At 57.8% G+C, this 18,102-nt stretch carries 21 protein-coding genes; 4 read left to right on the forward strand and 17 right to left on the reverse strand.

Annotated features, from left to right (window positions below; translation table 11 throughout):
- Positions 1–7: 7 nt before the first annotated feature.
- The 3 genes from CLV87_RS04235 to CLV87_RS04245 all read right to left on the reverse strand — a co-directional run bounded on the left by CLV87_RS04235 (position 8) and on the right by CLV87_RS04245 (position 2,479).
- A complete protein-coding gene (locus CLV87_RS04235) occupies positions 8–475 on the reverse strand; it encodes a RidA family protein (RefSeq protein ID WP_099243292.1) in 468 nt (155 codons plus the stop codon).
- An 86-nt stretch (positions 476–561) separates the two neighbouring features.
- Positions 562–852 (reverse strand): HU family DNA-binding protein, encoded by a 291-nt coding sequence (locus CLV87_RS04240; RefSeq protein WP_099244782.1) that lies wholly within the window; start codon positions 850–852, stop codon positions 562–564.
- 142 nt (positions 853–994) lie between these two features.
- Positions 995–2,479: an AMP nucleosidase gene (locus CLV87_RS04245; protein WP_099244780.1), complete on the reverse strand. Its 1,485-nt coding sequence runs from the start codon at positions 2,477–2,479 to the stop codon at positions 995–997.
- Positions 2,480–2,730: 251 nt separating this feature from the next.
- On the opposite strand from CLV87_RS04245, the gene CLV87_RS04250 reads away from it, so the two are divergent.
- The gene (locus CLV87_RS04250; protein WP_099243291.1) at positions 2,731–3,477 is read left to right on the forward strand and encodes a class II aldolase and adducin N-terminal domain-containing protein; all 747 of its coding nucleotides are present in this window, start codon (positions 2,731–2,733) and stop codon (positions 3,475–3,477) included.
- Here the strand turns inward: CLV87_RS04250 and CLV87_RS04255 are convergent.
- From CLV87_RS04255 to paaA, 6 genes are all read right to left on the reverse strand, one after another.
- The gene (locus tag CLV87_RS04255; RefSeq protein WP_099243290.1) at positions 3,474–3,968 is read right to left on the reverse strand and encodes a lytic transglycosylase domain-containing protein; all 495 of its coding nucleotides are present in this window, start codon (positions 3,966–3,968) and stop codon (positions 3,474–3,476) included. The genes CLV87_RS04250 and CLV87_RS04255 overlap by 4 nt on opposite strands.
- A gap of 211 nt (positions 3,969–4,179) precedes the next feature.
- Complete coding sequence (locus tag CLV87_RS04260; RefSeq protein WP_099243289.1) at positions 4,180–5,223, reverse strand: 2Fe-2S iron-sulfur cluster-binding protein; 1,044 nt, start codon at positions 5,221–5,223, stop codon at positions 4,180–4,182.
- Positions 5,224–5,233: 10 nt separating this feature from the next.
- On the reverse strand, positions 5,234–5,716 hold the full coding sequence (gene paaD, locus CLV87_RS04265) for a 1,2-phenylacetyl-CoA epoxidase subunit PaaD (protein ID WP_370739631.1): 483 nt from the start codon (positions 5,714–5,716) through the stop codon (positions 5,234–5,236).
- Positions 5,716–6,450 (reverse strand): 1,2-phenylacetyl-CoA epoxidase subunit PaaC, encoded by a 735-nt coding sequence (paaC, locus tag CLV87_RS04270; RefSeq protein WP_099243287.1) that lies wholly within the window; start codon positions 6,448–6,450, stop codon positions 5,716–5,718. The genes paaD and paaC overlap by 1 nt, the downstream gene beginning before the upstream one ends.
- Positions 6,450–6,734, reverse strand: coding sequence for a 1,2-phenylacetyl-CoA epoxidase subunit PaaB (gene paaB, locus CLV87_RS04275; protein WP_099243286.1), 285 nt, complete (start codon positions 6,732–6,734; stop codon positions 6,450–6,452). Before paaB ends, paaC begins: the two co-directional genes overlap by 1 nt.
- An 89-nt stretch (positions 6,735–6,823) precedes the next feature.
- Entirely contained in the window at positions 6,824–7,807 is a 984-nt protein-coding gene (paaA, locus tag CLV87_RS04280; RefSeq protein ID WP_099243285.1) for a 1,2-phenylacetyl-CoA epoxidase subunit PaaA, read from the reverse strand.
- A 141-nt stretch (positions 7,808–7,948) separates the two neighbouring features.
- Here paaA and CLV87_RS04285 point away from each other — a divergent pair, with 141 nt between their 5' ends.
- Entirely contained in the window at positions 7,949–8,815 is an 867-nt protein-coding gene (locus tag CLV87_RS04285; RefSeq protein ID WP_099243284.1) for an SDR family oxidoreductase, read from the forward strand.
- Positions 8,802–9,119 (forward strand): hypothetical protein, encoded by a 318-nt coding sequence (locus tag CLV87_RS04290; RefSeq protein ID WP_099243283.1) that lies wholly within the window; start codon positions 8,802–8,804, stop codon positions 9,117–9,119. The genes CLV87_RS04285 and CLV87_RS04290 overlap by 14 nt, the downstream gene beginning before the upstream one ends.
- Here CLV87_RS04290 and dxs read toward each other — a convergent pair.
- Genes dxs through CLV87_RS04320 form a run of 6 tightly spaced genes read right to left on the reverse strand, consistent with a single transcriptional unit; the run spans position 9,116 to position 14,399 of the window.
- The gene (dxs, locus tag CLV87_RS04295; protein WP_099244778.1) at positions 9,116–11,041 is read right to left on the reverse strand and encodes a 1-deoxy-D-xylulose-5-phosphate synthase; all 1,926 of its coding nucleotides are present in this window, start codon (positions 11,039–11,041) and stop codon (positions 9,116–9,118) included. The two genes, CLV87_RS04290 and dxs, sit on opposite strands and share 4 nt — an antisense overlap.
- A 32-nt stretch (positions 11,042–11,073) precedes the next feature.
- A complete protein-coding gene (locus CLV87_RS04300; protein WP_370739614.1) occupies positions 11,074–11,979 on the reverse strand; it encodes a polyprenyl synthetase family protein in 906 nt (301 codons plus the stop codon).
- A gap of 6 nt (positions 11,980–11,985) precedes the next feature.
- Positions 11,986–12,228 (reverse strand): exodeoxyribonuclease VII small subunit, encoded by a 243-nt coding sequence (locus CLV87_RS04305; RefSeq protein WP_099243282.1) that lies wholly within the window; start codon positions 12,226–12,228, stop codon positions 11,986–11,988.
- Entirely contained in the window at positions 12,225–13,151 is a 927-nt protein-coding gene (locus CLV87_RS04310; protein WP_099243281.1) for a histone deacetylase family protein, read from the reverse strand. Before CLV87_RS04310 ends, CLV87_RS04305 begins: the two co-directional genes overlap by 4 nt.
- A gap of 46 nt (positions 13,152–13,197) precedes the next feature.
- Positions 13,198–13,899 carry a response regulator gene (locus CLV87_RS04315; protein ID WP_099243280.1) on the reverse strand — a complete coding sequence of 234 codons (702 nt, stop codon included), beginning with the start codon at positions 13,897–13,899 and terminating at the stop codon, positions 13,198–13,200.
- Positions 13,899–14,399: a MarR family winged helix-turn-helix transcriptional regulator gene (locus CLV87_RS04320; protein ID WP_099243279.1), complete on the reverse strand. Its 501-nt coding sequence runs from the start codon at positions 14,397–14,399 to the stop codon at positions 13,899–13,901. The genes CLV87_RS04315 and CLV87_RS04320 overlap by 1 nt, the downstream gene beginning before the upstream one ends.
- Positions 14,400–14,557: 158 nt before the next feature.
- On the opposite strand from CLV87_RS04320, the gene CLV87_RS04325 reads away from it, so the two are divergent.
- Complete coding sequence (locus CLV87_RS04325; protein WP_099243278.1) at positions 14,558–15,430, forward strand: branched-chain amino acid aminotransferase; 873 nt, start codon at positions 14,558–14,560, stop codon at positions 15,428–15,430.
- A 275-nt stretch (positions 15,431–15,705) separates the two neighbouring features.
- Here CLV87_RS04325 and CLV87_RS04330 read toward each other — a convergent pair whose 3' ends face one another.
- Both CLV87_RS04330 and CLV87_RS04335 read right to left on the reverse strand, forming a co-directional pair.
- Positions 15,706–16,950 (reverse strand): PAS domain-containing protein, encoded by a 1,245-nt coding sequence (locus CLV87_RS04330; protein ID WP_099243277.1) that lies wholly within the window; start codon positions 16,948–16,950, stop codon positions 15,706–15,708.
- Between the two features lie 133 nt (positions 16,951–17,083).
- Positions 17,084–18,100 carry an ABC transporter permease gene (locus CLV87_RS04335; protein ID WP_099243276.1) on the reverse strand — a complete coding sequence of 339 codons (1,017 nt, stop codon included), beginning with the start codon at positions 18,098–18,100 and terminating at the stop codon, positions 17,084–17,086.
- Positions 18,101–18,102 lie beyond the last annotated feature (2 nt).

Genomic DNA, 18,102 nt, shown 5'->3' on the forward strand with positions numbered 1-18,102 from the left:
CCCCCCATCACGCTTGTATGCGAAAATGCGCTTCGATCTCCACGGCCGCATTGGCGGGCAGACTGCTACTGCCAACAGCAAAGCGCACATGCGTGCCTTTTTCGGCCCCCAAGGCCGCAACCATCAGGTCAGACGCCCCATTCACCACCTGCGGATGCGCGGCAAATCCCGGTGCAGCATTCACAAAGGCCCCAAGTTTTACCAAACGGTCGATTCGCTCCAAATCTCTCAAAGCCCCCTTGGCCCGCGCCAGCAAACCAATCGCACAACACCGGGCGGCCTCTTGCCCCTGTTCGATACTCACCTCTTCACCCAGGCGACCCGTGATCACCCGGCCATTTGGGTCGATGGAGATCTGCCCGGAAATAAACAAATCCGTCCCATCAATCAGGTAAGGCGCAAAATTACCCAAAGGTTTGGGAGCGTCGGGCAGCTCTATCCCTAACGCTTTCAAAGCGGTTTCAATATTTGGCATGGGTTCCCCTTCAATCGGGTGCAAACTGGCAACGAAAAAGGGCCGCGCAATGCGCGACCCCTAAACATGATCCGATAGATACCGGATTAGGCGTTCACGCTATCTTTCAGCGCTTTGGCGATGGTCATTTTGACCTGCTTATCCGCCTCTTTCTTGAACTGTTCACCGGTGGCTGGGTTGCGCACCATACGCTCAGGACGCTCACGGCAATAGATTTTGCCAACGCCTGGCAGAGTCACCGCACCGCCTGCAGACACTTCGGAGGTGATGATCTCGACAACAGCGTCCAGAGCCGCACCGGCGGTCTTTTTGTCTGCGTCCATCTTTTCAGCCAGTGCAGCAACCAGCTGAGTCTTAGTCATGGGTTTGTTCGCCATTTGAATGGTCTCCTTCACTGCCCAACTCTTGGGGCCCTGTTGCGGGAATAAACAGGATGTAGGAGGAAAACACAACAATTCGTGTGCAGAAAAGCCTTAAAACATGGCCTTTCCCGGCATTTTTCCTCCCACTGACCTTGGGTTACAGGAATGCGGTCTCTTCGAAACTGCGCAACTTCCGGCTGTGGATGCGTTCCAGCGGCATCTCGCGCAGTTTTTCCATGGCGCGAATCCCAATCATCAAATGTCGTGCCACCTGAGTCTTGTAGAAATCGGAGGCCATACCGGGCAGTTTCAGCTCCCCATGCAGCGGTTTGTCCGAGACGCAAAGCAAGGTCCCATAGGGCACACGGAACCGGAACCCGTTGGCAGCGATCGTCGCACTTTCCATATCCAGCGCGATTGCGCGGGATTGCGACAGGCGCTGCACTGGGCCGGTATGTTCGCGCAATTCCCAATTGCGATTATCCACCGTGGCCACGGTCCCCGTCCGCATGATCCGTTTCAGGTCATACCCTTCCAGCTGGGTTTCCATGGCGACCGCCTCTTCCAAAGCGATCTGAATTTCCGCCAAAGCCGGAACCGGAACCCAGACGGGCAGGTCATCATCCAGCACCTTGTCTTCGCGCAGATAAGCATGGGCGAGCACAAAATCCCCCAGGCTCTGCGAATTCCGCAAACCGGCACAATGCCCCACCATCAGCCAAGCATGGGGGCGCAGCACCGCGATATGGTCGGTCGCAGTTTTCGCGTTAGATGGCCCAACCCCGATATTGACCAGGGTGATCCCGCCGCCACCTTCACGCTTTAGGTGATAGGTCGGCATTTGCGGCATGCGCGGCGCGGCGGGCAACTCACCATCCGGTGTCGTGATCTCGGCATTTCCGGTGCTGACAAAGCTGGTATAGCCACTGTCGGGATCGGCCAGTTGCGTGCGGGCATAGGCCTCAAATTCAGAGACATAGAACTGATAGTTGGTGAACAACACGTGATTCTGGAAATGCTCGGGATCGGTGGCGGTGTAATGCGCCAAACGGGCGAGCGAATAATCGATGCGCTGCGCGGTAAACGGGGCCAGCGGCGCGGGTTCACCCGGGCCTGGGTCTGCCACCCCGTTGACGATGTCATCATTGGTGGTTTCCAGATCCGGCACGTCAAACACGTCGCGCAACACAAAGGATCCGGCCCCTTCCTGCGGCACCGAAATATCCGGAAAATTGGCCACGGCAAAGTGAACCGGCATCGGCGTATCCGACAGGCCAATCTGCACTTTGACCCCGTGATTATGGATCAACAACCCAATCTGTTGGCGCAGATAATGCTCAAACATGCGCGGGCGAGTCACGGTTGCGGCGTAACATCCGGGCGATGTCACATGACCGAAGCTCAACCGGCTGTCGACTTTGGCGAAACTCGAGGTGGTGATCCGGATCTCGGGGTAAAAGGCCCGATAGCGGACCCCGGGATGCCCCTGAACCACGGCGGACATGAAATGATCCCGCAAAAAGCTGGCGGCCTCATCATAGAGCGCAATCAATCGCTCAACAGCGGCCTTTGGGTCTTCGAAACTCTCGCTGGCAAATCCATGCGGAGAGACAATCTGCAATTCGGCGGCTTTATCCTGCATTCTTTTTCCTTTTCTTTTTATGTGCGTCTCGCGCCGCTTCGGCGGTTTCACCGGAACCGAGCAGTCACAACGCCCGGGTTTCGTCATTGCCTTACGGGGAAACCTGCCAGGCAGCGCGTGAATTGACCGAAAGTGGCAGCTTCACCGCAAGGTTTCAAGCGCTAACAGCGCGAAGGCATATGAAGATTTGACAACAGGTCTTTTGCGGTTTTCAGATAGGTGACAACACTTTCCGAAAAGGCGGCTTAGACATGCAAACCAAGGCCAATATCGAACACTGGCAGGAACGGGTTGATCTGGCTGCGGCCTTTCGCTGGACCGCGCGGCTGAACATGCATGAGGGCGTCGCCAATCATTTCAGCCTTGCCATCAACGAGGATGGCACACGGTTTCTGATGAACCCCAATCAGATGCATTTCGCCCGCATCCGCGCCTCGGACATGATCGTCGTGGACGCCAATGATCCCGATACACTCAGCGGCCCCAATGCGCCCGACCCGACCGCCTGGGGATTGCATGGTGGCATCCATCGCCACTGCCCGCATGCCCGTTGCGCCATGCATGTGCATTCCATTCACGCCACGGTTCTGGCCTGCCTCAAGGACAAGCGCCTGCCCCCCATCGATCAGAATTGCGCGACCTTTTTCAACCGCGTGGTGATTGATGAGCATTACGGCGGCCTGGCCTTTGAGGAAGAGGGCGCGCGCTGTGCTGCGCTGCTCACCGATCCCAAGCAAATGGTCATGATCATGGGCAATCATGGCGTCATGGTGATTGGAGACACGGTGGCCGAGACGTTCAATCGGCTCTATTACTTTGAACGCGCCGCCGAGACCTTTATCCGCGCCCTGCAAACGGGGCAGCCGCTGGATGTATTAAGCGACGAGATCGCCGAGAAAACCGCGCGCGAGCTTGAGGACTATCCCGAACAAGACACGCGCCATCTGGCCGAGCTCAAGGCTCTTCTGGATAGCGAGGGCAGCGACTACGCAAGTTAACCCGGGCGCAGGCCCGTCTCAACCAGTAGCCCCTTTCGTTTGGCCTCATAATAATAGCCTTTGGCGTACCACATGATCGCTTCATCCGGGTCGCCATCGGCCACCAAATAGGCACCTTTGAGGTATTTCAGCGCAAATTCCAGATTGGTTTCGGCATCCAACAGCCCCTCGGCGCTACCACGATACCCCATGGTGCGCGCGGTTTCCGGCAGGATCTGGAACAACCCATAATAGGGTCCGTTACGCGCCCAGGGGCGATGGGTGCTTTCACGGATAGCCAGTCGATGCACCAGCAAGCGTGGCAAATCATAATGATCCGCCCATCTGTTGATCTGCTCCCGCAGCTCGGGCGTTTCATTGGGATAAAGCGGGGGATCATAAGGGGTTGGTGCCAGAGCAGGGACAGGCTCTGGCACCGATTGGGACACTTTAGATACGCTGGAACATGCGGATAGGATCAGCGCACCAACCAGGAACAAGTGAGGGTACATGAGAGCAGCTTAGGACATCTCAAAGTAGAAATCTCTCAGCGGATTTGTGCTGAGCACAAGATTGCTTATTGCCGGCAAGAACAGGCCAGTCCGCCACGCATTCCCTCCACAGGTGCTCCTGAACAAGACCGGCCTATACCGTCTTTGTCTTCTCTGGTCCCCAAATACCTCGGGGTGAATGGAGCCCTAGGCTCCAGAGGGGCAGCGCCCCTTAAGCCGCGTCAAAGTCCAGCACCAGCTTTTCCGATGTCGGGCGCGCCTGACAGGCCAAGGTAAAGCCCGCCTCCAACTCCCAAGGTTCCAGCGAAAAGTTCACCGCCATTTCCGCATCGCCTTCGACCACCTTGCAGCGGCAGGTGCAGCACATGCCACCCTTGCAGGAAAATGGCAGCTCGAGCCCCTGCCGGGCCGCCGCGGCCACCACATCCTCATCCTCGGCCTCAACCTGAAAGCTGCGCCGCGCGCCATCCAGAATGACATCAACGGTGACACCCGCCTCAGCCGCCGCCATTGCTTTGGCCGAGCGTTCGGGTCTTGGCCCCACTTCGGTGTAGAACAATTCGTGATGGATCTTATCCGCACTCACCATTCCATCCAAAGCACCAGTTACGTTTTCGATCATCTCGCCCGGGCCGCACAGGAACACACCATCCGTGCCCGCCAGATCAATCGCGCCCGCCCGCGCCAAGGCTGTCACTTTCTCACCATCAATGCGCCCATTCAGCAGCGCCACATCCTGCGGTTCGCGACTGAGCACATGGATCAAGGTAAAGCGATCCAAATAGCGATCCTTCAACGCCTCGAGCGCGTCCAAAAACATGATCGACCCGCTGTCGCGATTGCCATAGATCAACGCGACCTCGCCACCTTGTTCCAAAGCCTCTGAGGCTATGGACACCATCGGCGTGATCCCGGATCCGGCGGCAACCAGCACAATCCGGCCCTGCCCATGATAGGTAAAGCGCCCTTCCGGCGGCATGACCTGCACCGTATCGCCAGGTTTCCAATCCTGAGCGGCTGTCGAAAAACACCCTCCCTCAACCCGTTTGATGCCAACGGTCAACGGCGCTCCGGGGGCCGAGGCGATGGAATAGCTGCGCCGCACATCTTCGCCCGCGATCTCACTGCGCAAAGTCAGATATTGCCCGGGCAAAAAGGCAAAATCCGCCTTCAACGCCTCCGGCAGGTCAAAGCTGACAGCGATGGCATCGCGCCCCTCGGGCCGGATCTCGGAAATGGTCAAGTCGTGGAACATGCATCTCTCCTCAGATACATTTGAAATAGTCGAAGGGTTCAGCGCAGCTTTGGCATTGGTAATGCGCCTTGCAGGCGGTTGAACCGAACTCGCTGATGCGGATGGTGCGCACGCTGCCACAGCGCGGGCAACAGACATCCGGGCTGGCAAACAAGGCCGCTTTGCCGCTACCTGTCACAGGCGGTGCGATGCCAAAGGCGCGCAGCTTTTCGCGCCCCTCAGCGGTGATCCAATCGGTGGTCCAGGCGGGGGACAAGACACGATCGATCCGCGCCTCAAACCCGGCATCACGCAAAGCCGCCTCGATGGACAGCTCAATCGCCAAAGTGGCCGGGCACCCGGAATAGGTTGGCGTGACCTTGGCCACCGCCACGCCATCCTCCATGCTGACCTGTCGCAAAATGCCCAGCTCGGCCACCGTGACACATGGCACCTCTGGATCCGGCACAGAGGCCGCCGCCTGCCAGGCGACCTGCTCTGTCAGTTCGGCAATCACCAGACCGCCCCGGGATGGGCGCGGTGCAGGCTTTGCATCTCGGCCAGCATATGACCCAGCACCTCATTATGTTGCCCCGACCGGCCACCGGTTTGCGGATAGACAGCTTCTGGCATGCTCAACCCGGCCTCGGCAAAGATACGCACAATGGTCGCCTGCCAAATCGGACGGATCGCCGCCCGGCTTGGCAAGGCATCCACGCCCTCAGCAGCCCCTTCCTCAAAGAGCTCTTCGGTAAAGCAATGCAGCTCCTCCACCGCATCGCGCATTCGCGCGGCACTTTCCTCGGTGCCATCCCCAAGCCGGATCACCCATTCTCCAGCATGGCGAATATGATAGGCCATCTCTTTGACCGCCTTGCCGGCAACGCCTTTGATCACCTCATCCGAGCTGTCTAGCCCCGCCTGCCAATAAGGTTCCATAAAGGCGGCGAAATAGAGCTGGCGCAGCATGGTCACGGCAAAATCACCATTCTCGCGTTCAACCAGCAGGCAATTGCGATACTCGCGCTCGCCGCGCAGATAGGCCAGCGCATCCTCGTCACGCCCCTGCCCTTCGACCTTGCCTGCGTGATCATACAGCACCCGCGCCGTGCCAATCAGATCCAGCGCCATATTGGGCATGGCCAGATCTTCCTCAAGCATCGGCGCATGGCCGCACCACTCCGACAGGCGATGCCCTAGGACCAGATGGTCATCCGCCAGTTCCAAAAGCGCGTTGAACAGGGCCATCACATATGCCCCACTTCTTCGGGGATGTCGTAAAATGTCGGGTGGCGGTAAATCTTGTCGCCGGTGGGCTCAAAGTTCTCATCCGCCTGATCGGGGTCGCTGGCGACAATCTGGTTCGAACGCACAACCCAGATTGAGGTCCCCTCGCCCCGACGCGTGTAAACATCCCGCGCCGCGTTTAGCGCCATGACCTCATCCGCCGCATGGAGCGAGCCGACATGTTTGTGGCTCAGCCCGTTGCGTGGGCGGATGAACACTTCCCATAGGGGGATTTCATTGGCCATTTTCTTTCCTCTTCCCAGTTTCGGAGCGCCCAAAGGGATGGTGGGTGGGGTGTCGCGCCTTGCGCGCACGTCCCCCATCCCTTGGCGCATTATTCTGCTGCTTGTTTGCGCGCCGCGCGTTTATCCGCATGGGCCAGCGCCGCCTCACGCACCCAGGCCCCATCGTCCCAGGCCTTCTTGCGCGCTTTGATCCGGTCGCGGTTCATCACACCGTTGCCTTTGACCACGCGCCAGAATTCTTCCCAGTCGATGTCCCCGTGATCATAACCGCCCTTCTCCGCGTTCCATTTCAGATCCGGATCCGGCAGCGTCAGCCCCAGAAACTCCGCCTGCGGCACTGTCGCGTCGATAAACTTCTGCCGCAGCGCATCGTTGGAAAAGCGTTTGATCTTCCATTCCATGCTCTGCTCGGAATGGGCGCTATCCGCATCATGCGGCCCAAACATCATCAGCGAGGGCCACCACCAGCGATTCAAGGCATCCTGCACCATTTCGCGCTGCGCCTCGGTCCCGCGCGCCAGATACATGACGATCTCATAGCCCTGACGCTGGTGAAAGCTTTCTTCCTTGCAGACCCGGATCATCGCCCGCGCATAAGGCCCATAGGAACAGCGACAGAGCGGAATCTGGTTCATGATCGCCGCGCCATCCACCAGCCAGCCGATTATGCCAATATCGGCCCAGCTGAGCGTTGGATAGTTGAAGATCGAGGAATATTTCGCCTTCCCGCTCAGCAACTCCTCGGTCATCTGCTCGCGCGACACGCCCAAGGTTTCAGCCGCAGAATAAAGGTACAGCCCATGCCCGCCCTCATCCTGCACCTTGGCCAACAGAGCCGCCTTGCGCCGCAATGACGGAGCGCGTGTGATCCAGTTTCCTTCGGGCAGCATACCGACGATTTCGGAATGCGCGTGCTGACCGATCTGACGCACCAACGTTTTGCGATAGCCTTCGGGCATCGCGTCATTGGGTTCGATCTTTTCCTCGGCATCGATGCGTTTCTGGAAAGCATCCAGAAAATCCTGCGTTTCCTCGGTAGACCCATCCGCGCCGATCAATCCCTGGGAATACATGTGGCTTTCCTCCTCTTGCGCGCATCGATCCAAGCGATGCCCGCGTTAAAGCTCTACCGACAAGATATGTTACAAAACTCAATCTGAAAAGCATTTTTCGTAACACTTGAAACAAAACCCGTTTCGCGCCACCTATGTCCCATGAGAAAAACACTTTTTTCCTTGGGCCATGGTTATACAGCCAGCGCATTGGCCCGGGTCCTGATCCCGCAGGGCTGGCGCATCCTCGGCACAATCCGCGATGAGGCGCGCGCCGATTCCATGCGCAGCCAAGGCGTCGATCCGGTGCTCTGGTCGCCCGAAAACCTGTCAGAGGCCCTGTCAGAGGCCAGCCATCTTTTGATCTCTGCGGGGGCCACGGATGAAGGGGACCCAACGCTCAACGCCATTGGGCCTGACATTGCCGAACGGGCGCGTCAGCTTAATTGGGTCGGCTATCTATCGACCACGGGCGTTTACGGAGATCATGGCGGCGATTGGGTGGATGAAACCACAGCGCTAACCCCGTCCACCCATCGCGGCGAAATTCGCGTTGCTGCAGAAAACGCTTGGGGCGCCATCCCTGATCTGCCGCTGCACATTTTCCGCCTTGCGGGGATTTATGGCCCAGGGCGTGGGCCTTTTTCCAAAGTCCGCGCTGGAACCGCGCGCAGGATCATCAAAGCGGGCCAAGTGTTCTCACGTATCCATGTGGACGACATCGCCCAGGTTCTGGCCGCGTCAATCAATGCCCCCAATCCCGGTAGCGTCTACAATGTCTGCGATGACGACCCGGCCCCGCCGCAAGACGTGATCGCCTATGCCGCAGAACTTCTGAACCTGCCTCTGCCCGAAGAGGTCGATTTCGAAATCGCCCAAATGTCCCCCATGGCGCGCAGTTTTTATGCTGAGAACAAGAAAGTCTCAAACACGCGTATTAAGGAAGAGCTGGGGGTTCAGTTGATCTATCCTGACTACCGAGCTGGGTTGCAGGCTTTGTTGAGGGCGGAAATTCATGGATCTGAATGACTTCCTCATGCTTTACAAAGCTCGGACTTTGCGCCGGTTACGTGCGCGTATTCGCAAGCATTACCCTGACGCTTTGCAGAAAATTATGTCAGAGCGAACACTTATGGGCGGGCCAGGTCCCTTTTTCTTCCCCTTGTGGCACAGTGAAATGAGCCAACTGCAGTGGCTTTGCATATGCAATCCACAAAAGCTCCCCGTCTACCTTCTTGGTGACGCCGAAATTTTTGCCGACGTGCAGCGACTGAGAAAATCACTGGTTTTTGTGTTGCTCTCGCTCACCGGCGTTACCGCCAGCAAGCTTTAAGCACGCTTATCCAGCACCTCAACGCCCAGCACATTCAGCACCTTGGCTTCGATATGTTCCGCATTCATCGCCGCCACGTCATACATGGCGCTTGGGCTGGCCTGATCGATGAACACATCCGGCAGCACCATCGAGCGGTATTTCAAGCCGCGATCAAAGACGCCCTCTTCGGCCAGCAACTGCCCAACATGCGAGCCAAAACCGCCCACGGCCCCCTCTTCGATGGTGATCAAGGCCTCGTGTTCACGCGCGAGGCTCAGGATCAGATCCCGATCCAGCGGTTTGGCAAAACGCGCATCCGCCACAGTGGGTTTGATGCCCCGCGCCTGCAACGCCTCTGAGGCTTTCATGACCTCACCCAAACGGGTGCCAAAGCTGAGAATCGCAACGCGCGCGCCCTCCTGGATCATCCGGCCTTTGCCGATTTCGAGCACTTCGCCGCGCTCTGGCATGTCGACGCCCTGCCCCTCACCGCGCGGATAGCGGAAAGCAATCGGGCCCGCGTCATGCGCTGCCGCTGTCGCGATCATGTGGCACAGCTCGGCCTCGTCCGCTGCCGCCATAACCACCATGCCCGGCAAATTGGCCATATAGGCAATGTCATAGGATCCGGCATGGGTCGCTCCGTCGGCCCCAACGAGACCTGCGCGATCAATGGCAAAGCGCACCGGCAGGCGCTGAATGGCCACGTCATGCACCACCTGATCATAACCGCGCTGCAAGAAAGTCGAATACATCGCGCAAAACGGTTTCATCCCGCCCGCCGCCAAAGCCGCGCAGAAGGTCACGCCATGTTGTTCGGCAATTCCGACGTCAAAACACCGGCTTGGATAACGTTCAGCAAACAGGTCAAGCCCGGTGCCATCCGGCATGGCCGCCGTTACGGCACAAATCTGCGGGTCATCCGCCGCCTGTTTGATCAGTTGATCGGCAAATACCTTGGTGTAGCTTGGTGCGTTGCTGGGGGCTTTGTGCTGCTTGCCAGAAACCACGTCGAACTTGCCACGCGCATGGCCCTTGTCGGGCGCATATTCCGCATGGGCATAGCCCTTGCCCTTTTTCGTCACCACATGCAGCAAAACCGGCCCGGTCGCGCGTTCGCGCAAAGTACGCAGGATCGGCAGCAATTGGTCCATGTCATGGCCATCAATCGGCCCGACATAGCTAAACCCCAACTCTTCGAACAAAGTGCCGCCCAAAGCCATGCCCTTGAGCATTTCCTTGGCGCGTTTCGCCCCTTCGCGGAAGGGTTCGGGCAGCAGGCTGACTGCGCCTTTGGCGGCGGCCTTGAGGTCTTGCATCGGGGCCTCGGCGTAAAGCCGGGTCAGGTAAGAGGATAGCGCGCCGGTGGGTTGGCCAATCGACATTTCATTGTCATTGAGCACCACGAACATACGCTTTTTCAGGTGCCCAGCATTGTTCATCGCCTCAAAGGCCATGCCACCGGTCATGGCACCATCGCCGATCACGGCAATGGCGTCACCATGACCAACCGGGCTGTTCCCGCCCAGATCGGCGGCGACCTTGAACCCCAAAGCGGCGCTGATCGAGGTCGAACTATGCGCCGCGCCAAACGGGTCATAGGGGCTTTCGCTGCGCTTGGTGAATCCGGAAATGCCGTTTTGCTGACGGATCGTGCCCATACGATCGCGTCGCCCGGTCAGGATTTTGTGCGGGTAACACTGGTGCGAGACATCCCAGATGATCTTGTCCTGCGGCGTGTCAAACACCGCATGCAAAGCCACGGTCAGTTCAACCACACCCAGCCCCGCACCCAAATGCCCGCCGGTCTTGGACACAGTGGCCACCGTCTCGGCGCGCAGCTCATGCGCCAGCCGGGTCAGTTCGGCATCGCTGAAATGCTTGAGATCCGCAGGCGAAGATACACGATCCAGCAGCGGCGTTTCTGGCCTATCAGACATGAGGTCTCCCTTGGGATTACCCGGCTTTGCGCTCAGTTTTGACGCGAAATAACGAAGCGCGCGGCCTGCCGCAAGCATTCGCCATCATCACCGTAAATAGATAGCGCATCACAGGCCTCGGTCACGAGCTGTTCTGCGCGGCGTTTCGCCTCGTCCAAGCCCAGCAGACTGACAAAGGTTGCCTTGCCCGCATCGGCGTCTTTGCCCACGGCCTTGCCAACCAGCGCCGCATCGCCCTCGACATCCAGAACATCGTCCCAGATCTGAAAGGCCAGCCCAAGCGCGTCGCCGTAATCCTCAAGGAAACTCGGGTTTTCCCCGGCCATCCATGCCCCAGCCGAAGCAGACCATGTGATCAGGGCCCCGGTTTTGCCCGCCTGCAGGTCAATGATTTCGTCCAGTGTCAGAGGGGTTTCAGCGGTTTCGGCAGCAATATCTTTTGCTTGCCCGCCGACCATCCCCTCGATCCCCGAGGCGCGTGCCAAATTGCGGATCAAGTCAACCGTGGCTTCAGCGGGCAAGCCGGAATCGGCGACCAGCTCGAATGCCAAGGCCTGAAGCGCATCCCCAGCAAGAACAGCGGTCGCCTCGTCCCACCTGCGATGCACAGTGGGCTGGCCACGGCGCAGATCGTCGTCATCCATGCATGGCAGATCATCATGGACCAGACTATAGGCGTGGATGCATTCAATCGCAGCCGCAACGGCAACCGCCCCCTCCAAAGCGACACCGTTTACACGCGCACTTTCGATAACCAGAAACCCGCGCAGCCCTTTGCCACCTTTGACCGCATAGGCCATCGCCTCGGCGACCTGCCCATCAAACCGGGCAAAGTTGCCATCGAGGAATTCTTCGACCGCAGCACGTGCGGTACGCAGCGCTTGCTCAAAGGGAAGTGGGCCCGGAACCGGCAAGGTTATGGTCTCGAGTTTTTGCACCTGAAATCAGCCCGCATCAAGTGGCTTGGTGCCCGCCGGATTGCCGTCGCCGTCCAGCGTAATGGCAGCAACTTTTTCCTCGGCCTCTTTCAGCTTGGCCTCGCAATGGGCGCGCAGTTTGGCACCGCGATCATAAAGCGTGATCGACGCCTCAAGCGCCACGTCGCCGCGTTCCAACTGGCCGACAACCTGTTCCAACTCGGCCATGGCCTGTTCGAAACTCATCTCTGCGATTGCTGCGTCGCTCATGCGCCTGCCTCCATCAAAACCTCTACATGCGCCTTAGCTGACGCTGCGAGGGCCTGCAAATCATACCCGCCTTCCAGAGTCGATACCACGCGGCCCTGTGCACATTCATCGGCGATTTTGCACAGATCTTGCGTAAGGCGGCGGAAATCATCGGTCGACCAGTTGAGCTGGGCCAACGGGTCGTCCTGATGGGCGTCAAACCCGGCTGAGATGATGATCAGCTCGGGCGCGAATTCGCGCAGACGTGGGAAAACATGCGCCTCATAAGCTGCGCGCATATGCGCCCCGTCGCTTTCGGGGGGCAGCGGCACATTGACGATCTGCCCGTGCTTGCCCCGCTCAGAGGCCGCGCCAGTGCCTGGCCAAAGCGGCATTTGCTGGCTTGTGATCACCAAGGCGCGCTCTTCATCCCAGAGCAGATCCTGCGTGCCATTGCCGTGATGCACGTCGAAATCGACCACGGCCACACGGGACAGCCCGTGTTTGTCCAAGGCGATCTTGGCCGCAAGGGCCGCGTTGCCGAACAGGCAAAAGCCCATAGGCGTTTGTTTTTCTGCGTGATGACCCGGTGGGCGGATCGCGCAAAACGCATTTTGCGCGTCGCCACCCAGCACCATATCCACGGCCTTCACCACCGCCCCTGCCGCGCGATACGCAGCTGTCAAAGAACCGGGCGACATCCAGGTATCCGCGTCCAACTGATGGTGGCCCGCATCCGGGGCAGATTTGCGGATCTGATCCAGATGGGCCTGCGGATGGATGCGCAAGAGGTCGCTATCCTCGACCATAGGAGCCGTTTCGCGCTGCAAAGACATACCGGCCAGGGCATGCAAAACATGTTCAAGGCGCGCCACCTGTTCTGGATGCCCATCCGGTGTCACGTGATCCAGACAATCCGCATGCGTGATCAAAGCTGTCGTCATAGCTCCCCCAGTGTTTCAAAGGTTTCCGGCGCGTTACAGAGGCGATTTAATCCGGGGCCAGCATATAGCCAGCACCACGCACCGTTTGCAGATAGCGCGGCTGTTTGGGATCGGATTCCAGCTTGCGCCGCAGCCGGGTGATTTGAACATCCACGGCCCGTTCCTGCGCTTGACCTTTATCTCGGCCCAATTCTTCGACCAGATTGGCGCGACTGACCGGTTCACCCGGGCGTGCTGAAAAGATCTTCATCAGCTGACTTTCGGTGGCGGTCAAACGCACCAGATCTTCGCCGCGCCACATCTCGCCGCGCTCAATATCATAGCGAATGTCACCCAGCGTCAGCAGTTTTGGCGCAGTGTCATCTGCGGTTGCGTCCGGCATACGCCGAAGGATGGCGTTGATCCGCAAAAGCAGCTCTTTGGGCTCGAATGGTTTGGCAAGATAGTCATCTGCCCCCGCCTCAAGCCCTTTGATGCGGTCCTCGGTTTCTGCCCGGGCCGTCAACAGCAAGATCGGTGTACCCGAAGTCTCGCGAATGCCTCGCGTCAGGCTGATCCCATCCTCGCCGGGCATCATCACATCCAGCACGATCAGATCAAAATCCAACCCGCTCAGAATGCGTCGCGCATGGGCGGCATCACGGGCGGCGCTGACCAGAAAGCCGTTTCTGATCAGGAACTTTTGCAACAAGGTGCGAATCCGCTCATCATCATCGACAATCAGCAAATGTGCGTCAGGTTCACTCATCAACGGCCCTCCCTCAGACGTTGATACTGCCTGCGCATCTCCGGGTCCATCATGGACTCGAGCACTTTGCGAAACCCTGCCACGGCCTCGGGGCCTGCCTGTTTAAACGCCGCACGCATCCGGGCGCGTTGCGCGTCCGAAAGCTGACGTTCCAGATCTTGCCCCGCTTCGGTCAGGAACAGGTGACGTTCGCGCCGGTCATTGCGCCCGACTCGGCTTTCGACCAGCCCGTCTTCGACCATGGTCCGCAAGACTCGGTTCAAGGATTGCTTGGTCACCCCAAGAATATTGAGCAAATTATTCACGGTGGTGCCCGGCGCGGTATGGATGAAATGCAGGGCGCGGTGATGGGCGCGACCATAGCTGAGCCCCGCCAGAATGCGGTCGGGATCCGCCGTAAACCCGCGATAAGCAAAGAACATTGCCTCTGCCCCCTGGCGCAATTGCTCATCCGTCAGGAAGAGCAGTGTGTCACCGCTGCTGGTTGCTGTATCCACCATCGGGGTCTCCTCGCAAATTCTTTGATCCAAGTTTAAGTCAGCCTTGTTGACATTCCAAGTCTGAACTGGTAGCGAATCTCAGTTTTTGCGCAACTTTATGACCGAAACGGACCAAAAGCGCGCAACTTTTGCAAATATTAGCGTAGGGAGAGACGCACATGGCTGATGGAGCATATGACGACCGCGACGGCAAAATCTGGCTGGATGGCGAAATGGTGGATTGGCGCGCGGCCAATGTCCATATCCTGACGCACGGGCTGCACTATGCCAGTTCGGTATTTGAGGGTGAGCGCGCCTATAATGGCAAGATTTTCCTGAGCCGCGAACACTCCGAACGTCTGCATTTCTCGGCTGGTGAGCTGGATTTTGAGATCCCGTTTTCTGTTGATGAGATCGAAGACGCCAAGAAACAGGTTCTCGAAGCCAACGGGCTGACCGATGCCTATGTGCGCGCGGTTGCCTGGCGTGGGGCGGGTGAAGATATGGGTGTCGCTTCGGCGCGCAACCCTGTCCGCCTGGCCATCGCGGCCTGGGAATGGGGCAACTATTATGGCGACGCCAAGTTCCAGGGGGCCAAGCTGGACATCGCCAAGTGGAAACGCCCAAGCCCGGAAACCATTCCGGTCCATGCCAAGGCGGCGGGCCTTTACATGATCTGCACCATCTCCAAGCACGAGGCCGAGGCCAAGGGCTGTTCGGATGCGCTGTTCATGGATTATCGCGGCTATGTGGCCGAAGCGACCGGTGCGAATATCTTTTTCGTGAAGGAAGGCGAAGTGCACACGCCCAAGGCGGATGTGTTTCTAAACGGATTGACCCGCCAAACCGTGATCAAGATGCTGGAAGAAAAGCAGATCAAGGTTCACCAGCGCCATATCATGCCGAAAGAGCTGGAAGGGTTTGAGCAGTGCTGGCTGACCGGCACCGCCGCCGAAGTGACTCCGGTTGGCCAGATTGGTGACTACACGTTTGAAGTGGGTGATCTGACCAAGGACATCGCCGAAAGCTATGAACAACTGGTGCGCAGCTAACCGTAGTCAGATCACGAATAGAAAGGGGCGGGAAATTCCCGCCCTTTTTGAGTCCGAAATGTCGGACGGACGCTTTTAGAGCGTTTCCACTTTACATGGATCAGCTTTCGCTGCCTTTCGCCCAAGGCTCAAACGCAGAAAGCTGATGCTTTGCTTCAACTAAAACTGGAAACGCTTTAGCGTCTCGAGAAAACACTGAATCGCAAATACCTTGCCACGCTTCGCGTTCTCAGGCCATTTGCGATCCGCTTGCCTCAACCATCTCTCGAAACGCTTTAGATAAGCGATCGCAACATTGAAGTGTTGCCCTGAATAACCGAGTTCAATTCGACAATACGAGCAAGGCGTTGTTCGATTTCGTTTTGGCAGGCATCCAGCTGATCGACGATCCCGGAAAGGGCCGTGCCAGAATTGGACAAAGAGGCGCTTTCGATCTTGCACATCATGCGGGTCGAGCTCAGGCCGGTCACATAGCGTTTCATATCCAGAACACTGCGACCAAATCGTTTGGCTTCATTTTCGACACTGCTCAGCGCCTCTGCTGTCTGCTCAAGATATTTTTGGCGCATTTTTTCGAGTTGCGCGATTTCGGTCTCAACCACGACCTCATCCGGATAGGCAGCACCGCTATTGCGGAATGAATCACCCATTTCGTTTTCCAACGCCATAGCAAAGCCCAGGAACTGACCTTGCAAAATAGCGTCTCGGATACGGGCAAAGACACAGGCATCGCCGTCAACAAAGGTCGAGACCCATGTCGACATCTCTTCGAGCATCTGGCTGTAATTGACCGAGATCGCACTGATCGGACCGCCAGCGTTTTCCAGACGAGAGGCAATAATGCGCATATTCATAGGCACGGTGCGGATGGCTTTGAACGCCTCAGTCATTTCGGTCGTTTCGACCTGTACCTGCTCAATCGCACGGGACATATCCAAAAAGCGTTTTTGCAGCTGGTCAACCGGCCGCCCCAACCCCCGGGCGCGCATTTCGAATTCTGCTGCGATTGCCGTGGCCTGGAAGGCAGCATAGCTGCTGAACCCGCGTTCTTGTAATTTGCTCAACAACAAGTCGGCGCTGTCTTTCGGCGACATGCCTTTGGCTTCTTCGTCGAGCATCTCTTTATAGATCTGCACCATGGTTTGATGATGCTCCGACGTGGGTTTGATCCGCGTCGACAAATACCCGCCCTCGGTTTTCGACATCAGCGCCATAACCCAATAGAACCGGCCATCTTTACGTTTGTTGTTGATATAAGCCGCAACCGTTTCGCCGGCTTTCAACTTAGCCCAAACAAACTCAAACGCGCCGCGTGGCATTTCTGGGTGACGCACAATCTTGTGCGGAGCGCCAAGCAACTCATCCCAATCGTACCCTGATACGCGATGAAAAACCTCATTCCCCGCAAGAATAACCCCCCGTTCATCTGTGCGAGAAAAGAACATCTCGGACAGTTGAAACAACGCCTCAGAGGTGGCTGTTTTCGCCTCGGCGGCGAATTGCGGACTAAGTTCGGTCATTGAAAGTTCCTCGGACACCGGGTTTGCCAAAGACAATCGGTCGGAAGCCTTTCGAAAAAATGAAAACCGCAGGCCCGAATACAGGCCTGCGGAGAAAAATTGCCAAAAATTGGAACGAAACGGTTTTCCGAGTTTAGCTTGGGCTCATGCCCCGCAGCTTCTCGGACCGGCGTCGCAGGATTTCCACGGTGGTCAGCAGCGCAATCGAGATCGCCACCAAGATCGTCGCCACCGCAAGAATCGTCGGGCTGATCTGTTCCCGCAAGCCGGTGAACATCTGCCATGGCAATGTCTGTTGCTTGGCCGAGCCCACAAAGATGACCACCACAACCTCGTCAAAGGAGGTGATAAAGGCAAAGAGGCCACCAGAGATCACGCCAGGCAGGATCAGCGGCATCTGAACCCGGAAAAAGGTCGTGACCGGATCTGCCCCCATATTGGCCGCAGCACGGGTCAACGAGCGGTCAAAACCAACCAGCGTCGCCGTCACAGTGATGATCACAAAAGGAATCCCCAGCGCCGCATGGGCCAGAACCACGCCGAAATAGGTGCCCTGCAATCCGATCCGGCTGTAAAAGAAATACATGCCAGCGGCCGAAATAATCAGCGGCACAATCATCGGCGAAATCATGATCGCCATAATGGCGCGGCGGAAAGGCACGTGAGATTGGCTCAGACCAATCGCGGCCAAAGTGCCAAAGCTGACCGACAAGAGCGTCGCCATGGGCGCGATCTTGAGCGAGTTGCGCAGCGCCACCATCCAGTCGCCGGTCGCGCCTGTCAGCTTGCCGATGATCAAACCGAACAGGCCAAAGACCAGAACCGGAATGATCGAAGTAGCAGTCAAACCGCCACGGCGATAGGCCCCGAAAGCGGCCCAGGCGACGCCAATCGCCAGACCAATCCACAAGCCGGTCACCGGATTGCCATCGCTGCCCAACATGTCGCGGTAATGTTTGAGACTGTACCCCTCAGGATCCAGACGCAGCATTTCCGGCGTGAAGGTAAAGAAGTCCTGCGCGTTAAAGCTCAGCGGCATCACGATGATGATGGGCGTGATCAGGAAGATAAAGATCAGCGCACAGATCACACGGAAAGAATAGTACCAGACGCGCTGGGGCGTGGTGGCATAAGGAGGAAGTCCGCTCATAT

The sequence above is a fragment of the Pelagimonas phthalicica genome (assembly GCF_004364805.1).
In the GTDB taxonomy this organism is placed as follows: domain Bacteria; phylum Pseudomonadota; class Alphaproteobacteria; order Rhodobacterales; family Rhodobacteraceae; genus Pelagimonas; species Pelagimonas phthalicica.

Coding starts and splice junctions, on each gene's coding strand:
- CLV87_RS04235 (WP_099243292.1), bottom strand. CDS start 475: ATGCCAAATATTGAAACCGCTTTGAAAGCGTTAGGGATAGAGCTGCCC.
- CLV87_RS04240 (WP_099244782.1), bottom strand. CDS start 852: ATGGCGAACAAACCCATGACTAAGACTCAGCTGGTTGCTGCACTGGCT.
- CLV87_RS04245 (WP_099244780.1), bottom strand. CDS start 2,479: ATGCAGGATAAAGCCGCCGAATTGCAGATTGTCTCTCCGCATGGATTT.
- CLV87_RS04250 (WP_099243291.1), top strand. CDS start 2,731: ATGCAAACCAAGGCCAATATCGAACACTGGCAGGAACGGGTTGATCTG.
- CLV87_RS04255 (WP_099243290.1), bottom strand. CDS start 3,968: ATGTACCCTCACTTGTTCCTGGTTGGTGCGCTGATCCTATCCGCATGT.
- CLV87_RS04260 (WP_099243289.1), bottom strand. CDS start 5,223: ATGTTCCACGACTTGACCATTTCCGAGATCCGGCCCGAGGGGCGCGAT.
- paaC (WP_099243287.1), bottom strand. CDS start 6,450: ATGGCCCTGTTCAACGCGCTTTTGGAACTGGCGGATGACCATCTGGTC.
- paaB (WP_099243286.1), bottom strand. CDS start 6,734: ATGGCCAATGAAATCCCCCTATGGGAAGTGTTCATCCGCCCACGCAAC.
- paaA (WP_099243285.1), bottom strand. CDS start 7,807: ATGTATTCCCAGGGATTGATCGGCGCGGATGGGTCTACCGAGGAAACG.
- CLV87_RS04285 (WP_099243284.1), top strand. CDS start 7,949: ATGAGAAAAACACTTTTTTCCTTGGGCCATGGTTATACAGCCAGCGCA.
- CLV87_RS04290 (WP_099243283.1), top strand. CDS start 8,802: ATGGATCTGAATGACTTCCTCATGCTTTACAAAGCTCGGACTTTGCGC.
- dxs (WP_099244778.1), bottom strand. CDS start 11,041: ATGTCTGATAGGCCAGAAACGCCGCTGCTGGATCGTGTATCTTCGCCT.
- CLV87_RS04305 (WP_099243282.1), bottom strand. CDS start 12,228: ATGAGCGACGCAGCAATCGCAGAGATGAGTTTCGAACAGGCCATGGCC.
- CLV87_RS04310 (WP_099243281.1), bottom strand. CDS start 13,151: ATGACGACAGCTTTGATCACGCATGCGGATTGTCTGGATCACGTGACA.
- CLV87_RS04315 (WP_099243280.1), bottom strand. CDS start 13,899: ATGAGTGAACCTGACGCACATTTGCTGATTGTCGATGATGATGAGCGG.
- CLV87_RS04320 (WP_099243279.1), bottom strand. CDS start 14,399: ATGGTGGATACAGCAACCAGCAGCGGTGACACACTGCTCTTCCTGACG.
- CLV87_RS04325 (WP_099243278.1), top strand. CDS start 14,558: ATGGCTGATGGAGCATATGACGACCGCGACGGCAAAATCTGGCTGGAT.
- CLV87_RS04330 (WP_099243277.1), bottom strand. CDS start 16,950: ATGACCGAACTTAGTCCGCAATTCGCCGCCGAGGCGAAAACAGCCACC.
- CLV87_RS04335 (WP_099243276.1), bottom strand. CDS start 18,100: ATGAGCGGACTTCCTCCTTATGCCACCACGCCCCAGCGCGTCTGGTAC.